The organism is Haloarcula laminariae (assembly GCF_025457605.1).
Lineage (GTDB): Archaea > Halobacteriota > Halobacteria > Halobacteriales > Haloarculaceae > Haloarcula > Haloarcula laminariae.
The window spans coordinates 685,571-700,989 of record NZ_JAMZFY010000002.1; the positions used below are offsets into that span (position 1 = coordinate 685,571).

12 protein-coding genes are annotated in these 15,419 nt (G+C 57.8%); 7 read left to right on the forward strand and 5 right to left on the reverse strand.

What is annotated here, in order from left to right:
* Nucleotides 1–369: 369 nt before the first annotated feature.
* The 3 genes from NJQ98_RS15170 to NJQ98_RS15180 all read right to left on the reverse strand — a co-directional run bounded on the left by NJQ98_RS15170 (nt 370) and on the right by NJQ98_RS15180 (nt 3,125).
* Nucleotides 370–1,284: a DUF7982 domain-containing protein gene (locus tag NJQ98_RS15170; protein WP_262180189.1), complete on the reverse strand. Its 915-nt coding sequence runs from the start codon at nt 1,282–1,284 to the stop codon at nt 370–372.
* Nucleotides 1,277–1,654 carry a DUF8163 family membrane protein gene (locus tag NJQ98_RS15175; protein WP_262180191.1) on the reverse strand — a complete coding sequence of 126 codons (378 nt, stop codon included), beginning with the start codon at nt 1,652–1,654 and terminating at the stop codon, nt 1,277–1,279. Before NJQ98_RS15175 ends, NJQ98_RS15170 begins: the two co-directional genes overlap by 8 nt.
* Before the next feature lie 61 nt (nt 1,655–1,715).
* Complete coding sequence (locus tag NJQ98_RS15180) at nt 1,716–3,125, reverse strand: DUF58 domain-containing protein (protein ID WP_262180192.1); 1,410 nt, start codon at nt 3,123–3,125, stop codon at nt 1,716–1,718.
* A gap of 94 nt (nt 3,126–3,219) precedes the next feature.
* On the opposite strand from NJQ98_RS15180, the gene NJQ98_RS15185 reads away from it, so the two are divergent.
* From NJQ98_RS15185 to NJQ98_RS15210, 6 genes are all read left to right on the forward strand, one after another.
* The gene (locus NJQ98_RS15185; RefSeq protein WP_262180194.1) at nt 3,220–5,343 is read left to right on the forward strand and encodes a hypothetical protein; all 2,124 of its coding nucleotides are present in this window, start codon (nt 3,220–3,222) and stop codon (nt 5,341–5,343) included.
* Between the two features lie 69 nt (nt 5,344–5,412).
* Nucleotides 5,413–6,432, forward strand: coding sequence for a DUF1616 domain-containing protein (locus tag NJQ98_RS15190; protein WP_262180196.1), 1,020 nt, complete (start codon nt 5,413–5,415; stop codon nt 6,430–6,432).
* A 93-nt stretch (nt 6,433–6,525) separates the two neighbouring features.
* The gene (locus NJQ98_RS15195) at nt 6,526–7,821 is read left to right on the forward strand and encodes a glycosyltransferase family 2 protein (RefSeq protein WP_262180197.1); all 1,296 of its coding nucleotides are present in this window, start codon (nt 6,526–6,528) and stop codon (nt 7,819–7,821) included.
* A gap of 11 nt (nt 7,822–7,832) precedes the next feature.
* Nucleotides 7,833–8,948, forward strand: coding sequence for a non-hydrolyzing UDP-N-acetylglucosamine 2-epimerase (gene wecB / locus NJQ98_RS15200; RefSeq protein WP_262180199.1), 1,116 nt, complete (start codon nt 7,833–7,835; stop codon nt 8,946–8,948).
* On the forward strand, nt 8,945–10,246 hold the full coding sequence (locus tag NJQ98_RS15205; RefSeq protein ID WP_262180200.1) for a nucleotide sugar dehydrogenase: 1,302 nt from the start codon (nt 8,945–8,947) through the stop codon (nt 10,244–10,246). The genes wecB and NJQ98_RS15205 overlap by 4 nt, the downstream gene beginning before the upstream one ends.
* Nucleotides 10,247–10,254: 8 nt before the next feature.
* Nucleotides 10,255–11,301 (forward strand): DUF354 domain-containing protein, encoded by a 1,047-nt coding sequence (locus NJQ98_RS15210; protein WP_262180202.1) that lies wholly within the window; start codon nt 10,255–10,257, stop codon nt 11,299–11,301.
* A 42-nt stretch (nt 11,302–11,343) separates the two neighbouring features.
* Here NJQ98_RS15210 and NJQ98_RS15215 read toward each other — a convergent pair whose 3' ends face one another.
* Both NJQ98_RS15215 and NJQ98_RS15220 read right to left on the reverse strand, forming a co-directional pair.
* On the reverse strand, nt 11,344–12,258 hold the full coding sequence (locus tag NJQ98_RS15215) for a glycosyltransferase family 4 protein (protein ID WP_262180203.1): 915 nt from the start codon (nt 12,256–12,258) through the stop codon (nt 11,344–11,346).
* Between the two features lie 60 nt (nt 12,259–12,318).
* A complete protein-coding gene (locus NJQ98_RS15220; RefSeq protein ID WP_262180205.1) occupies nt 12,319–13,437 on the reverse strand; it encodes a glycosyltransferase in 1,119 nt (372 codons plus the stop codon).
* 738 nt (nt 13,438–14,175) lie between these two features.
* On the opposite strand from NJQ98_RS15220, the gene NJQ98_RS15225 reads away from it, so the two are divergent.
* Entirely contained in the window at nt 14,176–15,405 is a 1,230-nt protein-coding gene (locus NJQ98_RS15225) for a hypothetical protein (RefSeq protein ID WP_262180207.1), read from the forward strand.
* The last annotated feature ends 14 nt before the right edge of the window (nt 15,406–15,419 follow it).

Consider the following 15,419-nt stretch of genomic DNA (forward strand, 5'->3'; position numbering starts at 1 on the left):
GCGCATTTCGCTCAATTATTCTCTGTCCGGACCCGGGCTTTCGAACTGAACTGTGATTTTGTTTAGCTCACCCACTCCTCGAAGTCATCACAATCTTCACAGGTAGCACGCGTACACCACCCACTCCCCTGTTCATGGTTTTCCGGCGCCACTTTGGCGACTTTCACCGATAGTGACCCACAGTGCGGACACTGTGACGGTATCGACATCTATGCTTTAGGACAATGTCTATACTGAGACATTTCCTGTTGAGAAGTCACTTTCTGTGACAGCAGTTAGCTTTATCTATCATGCTAAAGGCTATCGATATGAATTGCACCTGCCGTACTAACTCCCGATAGTCCGATTCCTACACTGCTCTTGAAGTTGCTACTCCGAGGTTTCGCGGTCTTGAGACGGTGTGTCGCTGTCCGCGTTCTCCTCCGCAGGGTCCCATGTCAGCGTAATCCGGCAAGTATCGTCTTCCCCAGTCGTCTCGGATTCGGCTGTGACTGAGGTATCCAACTGCCGGGCGGTGACGCTCGCAAGGAAGGAGCTGGCAGGGTGGTCAAACCGCGTGATGTCGCCGTAGACGCTTCCGGTGACGGCGACGGTCAACCGTCCCCCGGACGAGTTCACGTCCGTCGTCGCGCTCTCGACCAGTTCGAACTGCTCGACGAGTGCGTCGCTTGCCTGTGTGGCGATACTGTCGGCGTCGGCACCGGGACTGCCGGTCACTGCCCGCTCGAACTCGTCGGCGAGTCCATCACCGGTCGGTTCCAGCGAGAGCCCCCGCGGGTCGGTATCTGACGTGACAACAAAGACATCAGCCAGCGCTCCTGCGTCCGGGACAACGTACTCCTGGTGTTGGGGGACAAACAGACGGACACCGTCGTCAGTCGGGACGTACACTCGGTCGTCTCGCAGGCCGAGCTCGGCGACCATCGCGGCCTCGTTGGCTGCAAGAGCACTGTAGATAGTGCGTCCGAGTGATGCCGGGAGGAACTGCTCGGGCGTCAGATAGTGGGTCAGGACGGCGAGGAACACACCCGTCCCAGCCAGTGCAAACAGCACGGTCTGTGCCGCTGGGAATAGTAGCCCACCCAAGGCGGAAACGACACCGAGACCGCCGAGAGCGAGTGCCGTCCGACGGTACTGGCTCTGGCGGGCTCGGGCGTACTCTGTCCGGAGTCGGTCGTTTTCCTCCTCAAGCAGTTCGAGTTGCGTTTTGAGCGTCGCCGGGTCAGCGGTGTCGGCCGGTGTCTCCGGTTCCCCACGCTGTTCGTCACTAGTGGCCCTACTCATCGGTCGCCTCCACGAGGTCGAGCATGACCAGTTCGTACCGGTGGACACCGTATCCGGCCACCGTGAGAACAGCGACGACACCCAGTGTCGCAGCCGTCGTCGACCCGACGGTCAGCCAGGCCCACGTGAGTGCCGTACAGAGGGTATAGACTGCAACCACGAGGAGTGCAGGCCGTCCGATACCGTCACTGACCGCCACGAGCGCGACGACGAGAACGAGGAGCATGGCTTCCAGAAGCGCCAGGGTCGTGACCGGCGGGAACGACGGGAAAGCCAGTAGCGCGCCGACGTGGCCGAGGGCGACGAGACCCACCGCGAGGACGGGCCACGCGACACCAGCGACAGTCCGTGTTTCGGTCCCGGCTGTCATTACTCGGTATGGTGTGAGTCTACGTGTTACGTGTTCTGATTTCATGTATCCCGCGTGTCGCCTACCGCCCCGCGGAGAGCACGGCTTCGAGGCGGTCACCCGGGCCAACCTCGTAGACGGTGACCCGGTCCAGCGCCGCGAGATCCCGGCGGAACGACTCGAAATCGGCGTACCGCTCGTAGGCGGCGTCCAGGCCGCTGAGGCCGCCGGATTCGAAGAGGACGTGTGGCGTCAGGAAGACGACGACGCTGTTGCCCCCCTGTCGGGCGACCTTGACTGTCTCCCGGAGCTCCGTCCGGTGTTGGTCGTCGGTGAACACGACCGTCAACGCCGTTCCACCGAGCGCCGAGAGATGGGTGCGTGCGGCCGCGAACAGGGGGTCAGACGCAATCTGGGTCACGTACCCCTCGCGACTGTCGAGATACGGTCTGAGCGTCGTTCCGAAGGCCGACCTGTCCCCCTGGAGCCGTGTACTCGCGCGCCGGGCCGTCCCCGGGCTTCGTGTCTCCTCAAGCTCCTCTCCGTGTCCGCCTGTCGCCTGCAGGTCGTACAGGGTGTCCTGTATCAGGCGGAACCGCTTTTCGTCCAGTGAGGGGTCCTGTTCGGTTGTCAGCCCCTCGTCGCCGACCGTGTACAGTCCCAGCGGGTCGTCGAAGGCCCGTGCCTGCTCGGCGAGTGTCAGTGCAACTTCGCGGATGTAGTCGAGTTTCGTCTCGCCGTCTGGGCCGGTTGCCAGTCCGGCACGGTGGTCCACGAACAACACTGTTCGTCGGTCCGTCTCGACCTCGTGTTCGCGGATATACGGCTCGTTCAACCGCGCGGTCGCCTTCCAGTCGATATCGCCAGCCGAGTCCCCGGCCACGTACTGCCGGAGTTCCGCGGGGTCGACACCGTCACCGAGTTCGTCGGTCGCGTGCTCGCCAAACGTCGCCAGCGCTGTGTCGCCACCCTGCCCAACGTGAAGCGTTCGTGTGACGTGGGGCTCGACACGGACCGCCGGTGTCGGGCCGCGCGTAAACGTCTCACCGAACAGTCCATATGGGTCGGTTACACGCACTATCGGCGCGTCGAACTGTGACTGACCGACGACCGGCCATGTCGTGTCGAAGGTCACTGTGGACGGTTCGGGACCGTCGATTTCGATTCGACGGGCGTCCTCGCCGGGGCCTTCGGCACTGGCCGGCACGGGTGCCGTGACAGTGACCCCAAGCGGCGTCTCCGCTGTTGCGCCGCTGAGAGTGACTGGGACCGTCTCGTCGGCCGTGATGGTCGTCCGTGGCACGTCGAGGTCGACGGCGAGGCTCGCATCGAGGCGTCGCAGCCGCCCGACGAACATGAGCTGTGTGGCCAGCAGTATGCCACCGATACCGGCTGTGCTGACGAGCAACACCGGGCGTTCGAACAGTAGCGCCAGCGCTGCAAGCGCCAGACCGGTTCCTGCGAGCGCGGTGAACCGCCGCGTCACCTCCATTGCTCGTTGCCAATACCGGTCCCTAATTGAAGGTAGCGGTCTCGCCTTCGGTGGAACGAAAGAGTGTTTATACTGCCACGACCGATGCTCTGTCGTGCGCGGATCCGACGCCGGTGGCAGCCGCATGCTGTTTGCCCTCGTCGCCCTGAGTATCTGTCTCGTCGTCACCGGCACGGTGGTCGGAACAGTTGTCCCCGGTGCTGCTGTCGGTGGTACCAGCAGCGACGGGAGTGCTCACGCAGATCCAGACACCGTCGACGACGGGCGCGACCTGAGCGCCCTCGAACGGCAACTAGCGGAGCGGCTGGCCTCGCGGGCAAGAAGCGGTTCGGTGAACATCAGCCGCGAGGACGCGGGGCGGGCCCGCGAGGCGCTCAACAATTCCGAATACGCCTCCTTGCTGGACCAGTATGCGGATGTCGCCAACGAGACGGGTGACCGCGAGCGTGCGCTCGCGTTCCAGCGTGTGCGAGACGACCAACTAGCGCTCTCGACTGCTGTTGAGGAGTATTGGGAGACACACGAACTGTATCGGACTCTCGTTACTGAGGGGCATGTCGAGACACACGTACGACAACGGACCATCCACAACGGCAGCCGCAAGAAACAGATACTGTACGACAACGAGACGGACGAACGCACGCTGGCACGCCAACTTGAACGGGAGTGGCAGACAGTCAACGACAGCCACGCGTCGCTCGTCCGGTCCCAACGTGAGCTTTCGAACAGGACTGACGAGAACGTCACGGCGTCACTGAACAGCCTCAACGCATCGGTACAGGAAATCGAGACGGCCCAGCAGGACGTGCGTGACGAGCAGTTCGTCGCGACGAACCTAACTATTGAGGCTAACGGGGCACAGGCATCGTTCCGGTCCCCACTCACTATCGATGGGCGACTGACGACGGCGTTGGGTAATACTGTCTCGGCCGACACCGTTCGGTTCGCGGTCGGTAACCAGACGATTCAAACTCGACTCTCCGAGACCGGCGACTTCGACCTGCGCTATCGGCCGACGACGATTACCGCGAACACGTCGAACCTCACGGTTCGATATCGGCCCGAAAACGAGTCCATCTATTTCGGTGACCAGCGGACCACCCCAGTCACTATCGAACAGGTTCGTCCGGATATTACTGTCAATGCGACACCGACAACGGTCCGATACAACGATACGATTGCGGTCTCGGGCCGCGTCGGGGCTAATTACGGCGGTGCGGCCGAAGTTCCCTATCTCGTCTCGCTTGATGGGCGGGTACTGGCGAACGGAACCACCAAGACGAACGGGATGTACAATTCAACTGTGGCTGTCCCCGCATCTGTTTCCGAGGGGGACCGCACGGTCCGCGTCGACGTGCCCCTCAACGGGCAGGCACTGTTGAGTACTAACCGTACTACTGCAAGCAGTATTCGGGAGACGGCGACGACCCTTGATGCGAGCGCAGTCCACACAAGTGGTCGGTCCATCAGGGTGTCCGGATCCTTCCTGACTGACAGCGGTCAGCCGGTCATCAACCAGGACATTGCAGTGGTAGCCAATGGTACGACGATCGGGCGTGTTTCGACGGGCCCCAACGGTACCTTCGAGACGACGCTGACCGTTCCACAGAGTGTTGGGTCAACGGCGGTGTTCGAGTCATCACTCCCGATTGCCATCGAGTTCCGCTATGACGGGAGTGCGACAAACCTCCAGAGTGCACAGGCTGGGGCAACCGTTATCCTCCCGACGCTCCCTTGGGGACTCATCGGTGGGGCTATGCTGGCGATCATCGTTGTACTCGCTGGTGGCGTCGTCATCGGGCGGAAACTGCTCGCAGGCCGGTCCCAGCATGTCCCTGACCCGGCCGTCGACATTGACTCGCTGACCGCCCAGCGAACCGGCTCACGTGTCGACAGCACCTCGCTGCTCGATACTGCCCGAAGATATCTCGACGCCCAACAGTCGGCGGCAGCCGCGAGAGTGGCCTACATTGCCCTTCGGCAGCAGCTCAGTACCGATGTCGGGCGGAGTGCAGGCCAGACGCCGTGGGAGTTCTACCGGGACTGTGCCGACAGCGATATCGACGAGACGACCCGGGAAACGCTCCAGCGGGCGACGGAACTGTACGAACAGGCGCGGTTCAACTCGACTGCGTCGATACCTGCGGATGCCGTCGATGAACTACTCACGGAGCTTGGACCAATGATGGGGGAACCACAGGCGTCGGATGGAGAGTAAGTCCGGAGTTTGCCGTGAGTGGTGTGGAGACCGAGTGACTTTTCAGCGGTTCTGCTGTACGAGACGAGCATGAGTGGTCCGCCAGCGAGGGAGTCGACGCTCTGGTTGCTGCTTCCCCGACCAGTCAGAGAACTCCCCGCTGACCTGGCCGCGACGCTCGTTCTCGTCGTCCTCATGACGCTGTCCGCGACCGTCCCGTTCGTCAGCGAAACGCCGCTTCGAATCGTGTTTGGATTGCCACTGGTCCTGTTTTTGCCCGGATACGCCCTCATCGCCGCGCTGTTCCCCGAAGCTGGCTCGTCCCCGGACGCGGATGATGACAGCGAGACTGATAGCGGTATCGACGGTATCGAGCGTCTCGCGCTTTCCTTCGGGTTGAGCATCGCCGTCGTCCCGCTCATCGGTCTCGCGTTGAACTTTACCCCGTGGGGGATTCGACTGGTCCCCATTCTCGTTGGCGTCGGTGGGTTCACCACCGTGGCGACGGCTGTCGCGGCACGGCGGCGACGAGCACTCCCCGAAGATGAGCGCTTCGAAGTCCCGTACCGCGAGTGGGTCGCCGAAAGCTATGCGGAGCTCAGGTCGCCTGAGACCCGTCTCGATTCCGCACTGAACGTCTTACTGGTCTGTAGCCTGCTATTGGCCTCGGGTTCTATCGTCTATGCTGTTGCCGTCCCGGCACAGGGCGAGTCCTTCAGTGAGTTCTATCTGCTGACGGAAAACGACGACGGCGAACTCGTCGCCAGTGACTACCCGACCGAACTCACGGTCGGCGAGACCGAGGAGCTTGTCGTCGGCATCGGGAACCAGGAGAACGAACAGACGAGCTACACCGTCATCGTCGCGCTTCAGCGGGTCGACACTATCGACAACGAGACGGTTGTCAGGGAGTCGACCGAACTGCAGCGCTACTCGCCGACAGTTGGCGACAACGAGACGTGGCAACAACCACACGAGATAACGCCGACGACCACTGGGACGAATCTTCGCCTGACGTATCTGCTGTACAAGGGCGACCCCGCGCCACAGCGGGATATCGACTCGGCGTATCGGTCGAACTACATCTGGGTGAACGTCACCACTCAGTGATGGTCGTCCGGTCCGAATTCCACGGTGCGAAGTCAAACCATCTAGTATTTAACCTTGGACAGTAACATATCTGCAACCCGTACACAGTGACCAATGACCGAGGCAACGAACCGGGAACACGATTCGTCGCTGCAAACTGCCCACGACACGGCTGCCGTCGTCGTTTCGACGGCTGAGGCGGACGGCGACGAGGGAGTTCTCAGGACGATTCTTCGGGCCGAAGAACACGGTCACCACGTCTTCGTCTATTGTGTTGACCGTGACTCCGAGATAGCCCAGTTCGCCCGCCGACTCGACGCGACGGTCGTCGAGCTTGACCCAGGCCTGACGATTGAAGAGCAGTCCCGTTCGCTCGCTCGCGAGCACGGCTTTCCCGGCGTTATCCATCTCGAGTCGCCCGAACAACACCTCGATTTCGAGTCAAGCCGCACAAAACTCCGGAACAGTTCGGAGTATATGATCCCGGCCCGAATCGAGTACGAGGTCGAATCGAACCTACTTATCGGCGTTCCGGCGTATAACGAGGAGGTCGGTATCGGCAGCGTCATCCTGTCGGCGAAATCGGTCGCCAGTGAGGTAATCGTCGTCGACGACGGGAGCTCCGACGACACGGTTGAAGTCGCGAAAACGGCCGGCGCGACGGTTATCGAACATGAGGAAAACAAGGGAAAAGGCGCGGCCATCCAGACACTGTTGGAGACCGTCCGGGAGCGGGAGTTCGACACGTTCGTGTTGTTGGACGGCGACGGCCAGCACGATCCCGACGAGATTCCACTGGTCGCGGAGCCAATCCACGACGGTGAAGCGGACCTGGTCATCGGCAGTCGGTATCTGGACGATTCAGCGGAGGACGAGACACCCGCGTATCGACGCGTCGGCCAGCGGATTCTGGACCTCCTGACGCTCGGTCCGTCCAAGACTCGTGTGACTGACTCCCAGAGCGGCTTCCGGGCGCTGTCCCCCCGTGCGGTTGACGAACTGGCCGTCACGACGGACAACTTCGGTGTCGAGACGGAAATGATAGACCTCGCCGCCCGGAACGACTTGACCATTGCCGAACAACCGATCGAAGCGCGCTATGAGGGAATCGACGGCCAGACCCAGAACCCGCTCCGACATGGTCTGACAGTCGTTGTCTTCATCCTCCAGCTCGTTCGTGACCGCCACCCGATGCTCTTTTTCGGTCTGCCGGGACTCATCTTTCTCGCTATCGGGGCGTACTACGGCATCGACGCCGTTCTGGTCTATCAGAATTCCGGTCTGTTCTACCCGGCGAAAGTCCTCGTCAGCGGCTTCGCAACGGTAATCGGGTCCATTGGCGTCTTTGTCGGGCTGGTCCTGAACCGCATTAGCAACATGCTGCAACGTCTCGACGATTCGACACTCTGACTCGCTCAGCCATGAATACAGCAACCCACGTCACCATTGTCCTCGGTACACGACCGGAAATTATCAAGCTCTCGCCGGTGATTCGTGCGTGCGAACGTGAGGGCGTTCCGTTTACACTCGTCCACACCGGACAGCACTACTCCGAGTCGCTCGACAGCGTCTTTTTCGACCAGCTAGAGCTTCCGGAACCGGACTACCAGCTCGATGTCGGCTCGGGGTCACATGGTGAACAGACTGGGGCGATGCTCGCCGAGATAGAGCGGGTAATCCTTGATGTCGAACCCGATTTGGTGCTCGTGCAGGGAGACACAAACTCGGTACTGGCTGGCGCGCTCGCGGCGAGTAAGTTGCCTGTCGAAATCGGCCACGTTGAGGCCGGCCTTCGGAGCTTCGACCGGGAGATGCCCGAAGAGACAAACCGTGTCCTCGCCGACCATGTCGCGGACTACCTGTTCGCCCCGACCGAAACGTCGGCCGACTACCTCCGGGACGAGGGGCTGGACAACGAGCGGATACACGTGACCGGGAACACGGTCGTCGACGCCGTCCAGCGACACAGCGACTTCGCGGCCGAGAAGAGCGCAGTTCTCAAAGGCTTTGAACTCGAACCGGACGAGTTCATACTGTTGACGGCCCATCGAGCGGAGAACGTCGACGACCGGGACCGGTTCGCCGACCTGCTCGACGGTGTCGCACGGGCCGCCTCGGCACTCGACCGCGAGGTGGTGTACCCGATTCATCCACGCGGTCGGCAGCGACTCGACGAGTTCGACCTGATGGTCCCCGACTGCGTGCGGCTGGTCGACCCGCAGGACTATCTGGACTTCCTCGAGCTGGAACGAGCCGCGTCGGTGATTCTCACTGACTCCGGCGGCGTCCAAGAGGAAGCCTGTATCCTCGGTGTCCCCTGTGTGACACTCCGGGACAACACCGAGCGTCCCGAGACCATCGATGTCGGTGCGAACCGACTGGTCGGTGTTGATTCGGACGCAATCAGAGACGGAGCTGTTGAGATGTACGAAAGGACAACCGGGTGGGAGAACCCGTTTGGCGATGGAACGGCATCGGAACAGATACTTACAGCGGTGTGTGAACGGTCGACTGACGACCAGCAGGTCTCACAATGAGCACGATCTACGTCCACGGACTCGGATACATTGGGTTGCCGACAGCAGCGATGTTCGCGAACTATGACCATGAGGTCACCGGGTACGACATTGACGAGGCGATTATTGAGGGCCTCGACAATGGTGACGTCCACATCGATGAACCCGGTCTCCGAGCGTTCGTCACGCAAGCGCTAGAATCCGGCAACCTAACCGTGAGCAACGAGGTTGGCGAGGCAAAGTATCATATTATCGCCGTCCCGACGCCGTTTGACGACGAGACCAAGGAGCCAACACTCGACTACGTCGAGGCCGCCGGCGAGGCTATCGCACCGCATCTCCGCACTGGCGACACGGTCATCCTCGAATCGACCGTTCCACCGGGTACGACTGTCGAGACGTTACAGCCGGCCCTCGAACAATCCGGGCTGGACGCGGGCGCCGATTTTGCACTCGTCCACTGTCCCGAAACCGTTCTTCCGGGCGATATAATCACGGAACTCAAGCAAAACGACCGTATCATCGGGGGCGTAAACGGTGTTTCGACTGAGGCCGCCGTTCGCCTCTACAAGTCCTTCGTGGAGGGTGAGATTTACACGACAGAAAACGCAACAACGGCTGAGTTCGTCAAGCTCATCCAGAACACCTATCGGGATGTCAATATCGCACTGGCGAACGAACTGGCGCTCATTGGAGAGGACTACGATATCGACTCCCGCGAGGCCATCGAGATGGCGAACACACATCCACGCGTCGAACTCCACCAGCCCGGGCCGGGCGTCGGTGGCCACTGTCTCCCGATAGACCCGTGGTTCCTCGGCCATGACTCAGACCAGCTTGACCTGATTAGCACCGCGCGAGCGATTAACGACGGGATGGCCGGCTACATCGTTGACATCCTCCGTGAGGAACTCGGGACGCTGGATGGCAAACAGATTGCGCTGTTCGGTGTTGCATACAAGGGGAACGTCGGCGACATCCGAGAGAGTCCGGCGCTGGACCTGGCTACCGAACTGCAACAGGCCGTCGCCGAGCCGCCGGAAGCGACAGCCGACGGCGGGATACAGTCGGACAGCGGTGGCGTCGATGTCCGGCTCCACGACCCCCACGTCGACGACCAGGTACTCGACCTCGTCGGCTTCGAGGCGGCCGTCGGCAGCGCGGACGCCGTCGTCATCACGACCGACCACGACGAGTTCGCCGAACTCGACCCCGAGAAACTGCGCGAATCGATGACCGGTGACCTGGTCGTGGACACGAAGGATATGCTCCCCGAACGCGAGTGGATATCAGAAGGGTTCTCACTGCGGCGTATCTGAACACCAGTATGTCAACCACGACGACCGGATGGATAGACCTCGCGAGTCCGTCCCATCCGTTCTTTTTCCACGCGCTGGCGTCGGAGATTCCACACGTCGATTTTCGGACTACAGTCCGAAACAAGACGGAGACTGTCGACCTGGCTGCTGAAGTTGGCTTCGACTACACCGTCGTCGGACGGGATTTCGACAACCCACTGTTGCGGAAGGTCGGGATCCCACTCCGGACGGGCCAGCTCACACTCTCTGCGCCAGACGCCGACGTGTCGTTGTCCTCGCGGAACGCGATGTGCGTACTCGCGTCGAGGGCCCGTGGGATTCCGTCGATTCACTTCACGGACAACGATATCACCGCCCACGTTGACGGGCTGCGATACGAGAAGCTATACAACCGGCTGGAGGCGATGGCGACCCACAACGTCGTTCCGGCTGCCTTCGAGACCGAGGAGCTGACCAAGCGCGGCGCAGGCCCCGACAGCGTCCACACTTACGACGGGTACAAGGAAGATATCTATATCGCCGACTTCGAACCTGACTCGAATTTCACGGACCAGTTCCCCTTCGAGGAGTATATCGTGATCCGCCCCGAGGCGTTGGACGCGGCCTACGTCGACGCAGAGCGCTCGCTGGTGCCCGACCTGCTGGAGGGTGCCGCCGAGCGTGACCTCTCGGTGGTGTATCTGCCCCGTGGACGCGGTGACGAGGCGCATGCCAACCCGTACGACAAGACGCAAGTCTATGTCCCCGACGGCGCGCTCAACGGGCTGCAGCTGGCCTGGCACTGTCGCTGTATGCTCACCGGCTCTGGAACGATGGCACGCGAAGCGGCCTGTATGGAGAAGCCGGCCGTCTCCTTCTTCCCGAACACGCTGCTGTCTGTCGACCAAGAGATGGAAGCCGAGGGCCGGATCTTCCATTCGCGCGAGTCGGAGGCGATACTTGACTACGTCGACTCGATTGACCAGCAGAATGTCGCTCCCGATCGCGGACGAGCCCAGAGTGTTCGTAACGAGGTTGTGGACTTGGTGACCCGGTTGCTCGCCCAAAACACATGAGCTCCGATACCTGAAACGCAAAACTCGTTGGGTGTGTTACGGTTACAGTAAAGACTGGTACAACGACACAAGCTGTTCACCCATCCGTGTCGTCGACCATTCCTTCGATTTCTTTGACCCATCTGATCGAACATTCGTCTCTACGATTCTATCTAGTTTAGCTGCGAACTCAGGTGGCGACGTACAGATATACGAGTGCGTGATATCTTCGAGCACTTGTGCAGTGAATCCAACATCTGCGGAGACCACGGGAACGTTACACGCGGCAGCTTCCTTAACGACCATCGGGCCCGTTTCCCGTCTTGACGTGATCAAAACAGCGTCGCTAGCGTTCATATAGTACGGCACCTTGTCGTGGGGAACGTTAGACAGTGTACGTAACTCTACGTCTTGGTCCATCTCTTTGATAACTTTCTCAGCGAGGGCGTAGTTTTTTACTGGCCGCGATTTCGCAGCCGGAAAGAGGACTACTGATTGATTATCGTCCCAATTGACAAACTCTCTTGCCTTGTGACGGGGAATCGGACGGAATTTTTCGGTATCGATAGGAAAGGGCACAGTTGCGTGTTGGCGGGGAAGCGATGATGACATATTCTCTGATGGAAGTATGACTTCATCAAAAAAATATGAGAGCCGTCGGCTCACTGGGCCGAGTTTTCCAACGAGGTCAGATCCCCAGAGTGTCAGTACGATGGGGCGGTGTGGCTGTCCGATGGCATACGGTGCAGTTAATCCGTGGTTCGCATGTATTATGTCGTATGACTTTGTTGCATGTTGAAGTACATCCGGGTAGAACTGAAAATAATCGGCAATCGAACGTCGGTCAATGGCCTCGTTGTCGGCAGTGTGTTGACCGGGGACACAGAGGGTTGTGATCTCGATATCCTGCTTACGGAGAGAATAAATCTGATTGTTGAAGAAAGGGCGAAGAGAATTAGTCAGCTGGAGTACGTGCATAGTCTCTCTATATGTAACCGAAAATATTAGCTCTTGGTTTTGATCTATTCGTACTGTTCCTCAGGGTTCAGATTGTACTATATCTGTTAACACCTGGTGAAGTTCCTCACCGCGGCTACGAAAGGAGTAATCTGTCCGGTCGACCCCTTTTGTCAGCGATTGTTCTACCCGAAGTGCGAGTGTCGTTTCAGCGATACGTTCTGGTGTCGGATTTTCGACGAAGCCGGTTCCTTCGAATTTCTGCAAGACATCTCCTATCGAACTGTCCTCGGAACATAGCGCCAGTACGGGCGTGTCTGCCGCGATGTAGTCGTATGTCTTCATCGGAATCTGTGCCGGGTCTCGATTCGTTAACAGGCCGATATCTGCTTCTGCAATGAGATCCATGAGCGTGTCATGATTGACGTAATCCATTGATTCGTACTCGGCCTGTTTGCTACCGTCGGTAATTCGCTCGATAGTGGAAGAATGCTTTCCAATCTGGGTGAAAGTGACTGAAGATGTTGGTTGATCAGCAAGGTGAACAAGGGCTTTAGCAAATACCGACTCGCCCTGATAAATTTTCCCCGGACATACGATTTTGATTGTCTCCTCTGTTGACTCTCCCGATCGTCTCACTGTTCGGGTTTCCCGGAAGCCATTTCGGACCGTTCTGAAATTAGTTCCGTGGTAGTGCTGTCTATATCGCTCAGATGTTCGTTCGGATGTTGTCGTCACCGCTCTTGCATTCTCAATGACAGTACGTTCCATCGTCTTTAGAAACCAGCGTTGCGCTCGTGACGGGATATCTTTGTACGGGGCAAGTACCCATGGATCACGCATATCGAGCACGTAGGGAACGGACGAAAGACGTTTCAACAACGGAAGTACGATTGCTGGGGGAAACGGGGCTCCAGTAAACCAGATCAGGTCTGGTTGTCGTTCTCGAACATGTCGATACAGTGTGTGAGCCAGTGTTGGCGTCCAACCGAGGCGCCCGAAATCGACTCGCTCTGGAAGTACGGATTGGGTCGAAAATAAACTGTCCTGCTGCTCTCGATTCGACTCTGGAGTAGTGAGAACCTCGATAGTCCAGCCCGCCTTTCTGAGTACTTCGGCAAATATGCTTGGTCTGATAGCACCAACGGTTTCTCTGGGTGGGAACGCGTGTGAGATTATGAGAAGGTCGTTATCGCTCATTTCTTCAACAGGTTTCTCTTACAGTCAATGGCAAAATAACCCTGTCTGTTTGGTTCTGTACACCCGAAACAAGCGTTTAGAAAAGGTATGACGAGAAAAACATCTTCTGTATGTCTCACAGACAAACATAACTACGATGATGCTGTGATCTATAGAGTGCGTAGGTAATCCGTCAAGCGTAAAGAATCACAATATATTTTCTAACTGAGAGAGTACCAGATTTCAGTGGTAATTCAGAGGGCAAAATTCTGGCTCATCCTCGGTAATATAGCTATTGCTGCAGCCGTTTTGCTGAGCCACTTGAATCCCGCTACATCTTACGAATATAATCTCTACACAGCGACACCAGTAATAGTCTGGGTACTGCTATTCTGTTCAGTGGTTATTGCTGTTAATGTATCATTATCCCGTCAGTATTCTCTTCATTGGGCATCAATGTCGACACTCTTGTTGGTTGGAATTGTCGTCTTGTTACTCCCGCTTCTCAGAGGATATTATATATATGGGGTGGGCGATTCGTTTACCCATCTTGGATGGTTGAAAGACTTAGAGACGAGTACTCTTGATCCCTCACAATTCAGGTACCCTATTCTACATCTCCAATCTCTCGGTCTGAGTCTCGTGGGTGATTTCGCTCTCCGTCACGGTATCTATCTCGGGGCTGTTAGCTACACGTTAGTCTTGGTCGCAATATGTCCGCTGTTCGCACGAGCCATAACCGGGCGTCATCGGCCTACTATGATTGTCGCGATTGCCGCGACAAGCTTCTTCCCCATAATTAATATTCTTGTAGCCAACGTAAGTGCCCAACCCGCCTCACAGTCCGCTATATATTTCGTTTTGCCGGCTTACCTTTTATACAAGACCATCTACGAACCATCGTACCGGAATTACGCACTGGTCATCTGTAGCAGCTTTGTACTCACACTGCTACATCCACATCGTGGAGCGACATTATTATTATATGCGGTTGGTTTAGTTGTAAGCATCCATTTTGTTAATATTAACAATTTATTAAGGCGCGGAAAAATGCGAATTATCTCTTCAATATTAGTTGTCGGTCTCGTACTCTGGCTATGGATTGAGGGACAACTTGTTCGATCGCTAGGGATAATTCTAGTGGGACTCCTTTCTATTGATGTGGGTAGCACAAGTGCAGGTGCTGGCCTCGCTAGTACGGCCACTCAAGCAGGGATCAGCCCAATCTCTATCATCCTACGGGCGTTCGCTACACCGATTATCTTCGCACTTGCCTCGATAGCGTTCATTTTCTATGTGCTCAGTGATTTATCAAGCGAGATATCGAAGCGCTCACTTGGGCTGCTCGGTGGAATGGCAGCACTGTTTGCGTTTCTAGTGTTTGCAGTTGTGGCAGGGGTATTCCTGTCGTTCCGCAATCTGACACCACTACTAGTTCTCGGGGTTATCACCGGTGGCATTGGCCTATTCCAACTGAGTGAAAGTCGATATCTATCGGGGCGTGTGATTAAGAATGCCATCGTTGCAACTGTCTTGATACTCGCCCTGACACTCTCCGGAGCAACTATCCACGATTCAAGTTACATCACCCAGCGAAGCTCGCACGTCACTCAAGCCCAAATGGAAGGTTACAGTACTTCTTTCGAGTACTGGGACGAGGAGAGTCACTTCGCTGCGATACGTGCACAACCTCAACGATACAAACATGCACTATATGGGGTTGAAGAGACACGTGAGTTGAATTATTCCGGCATGCCGTATCGACTACCACGGTACTCGTTTGTCCCTTCTCACATGGCGAACCATAGCCTCAACAGTGCCTACCCGCGTGGACAAAAGATCGTTGTGACACAGATGGACAGACAGTATTACCGTAAAACGCTCGATGGGTTTAGATACAATGCGTCCGATTTCGCTTACCTTAATTCGACCAACCACGTCGGTAGGACGTATTCGAACGGTGAGTTCGTCGTTTATACTGTAATGTAAATTCAGTACTTCAC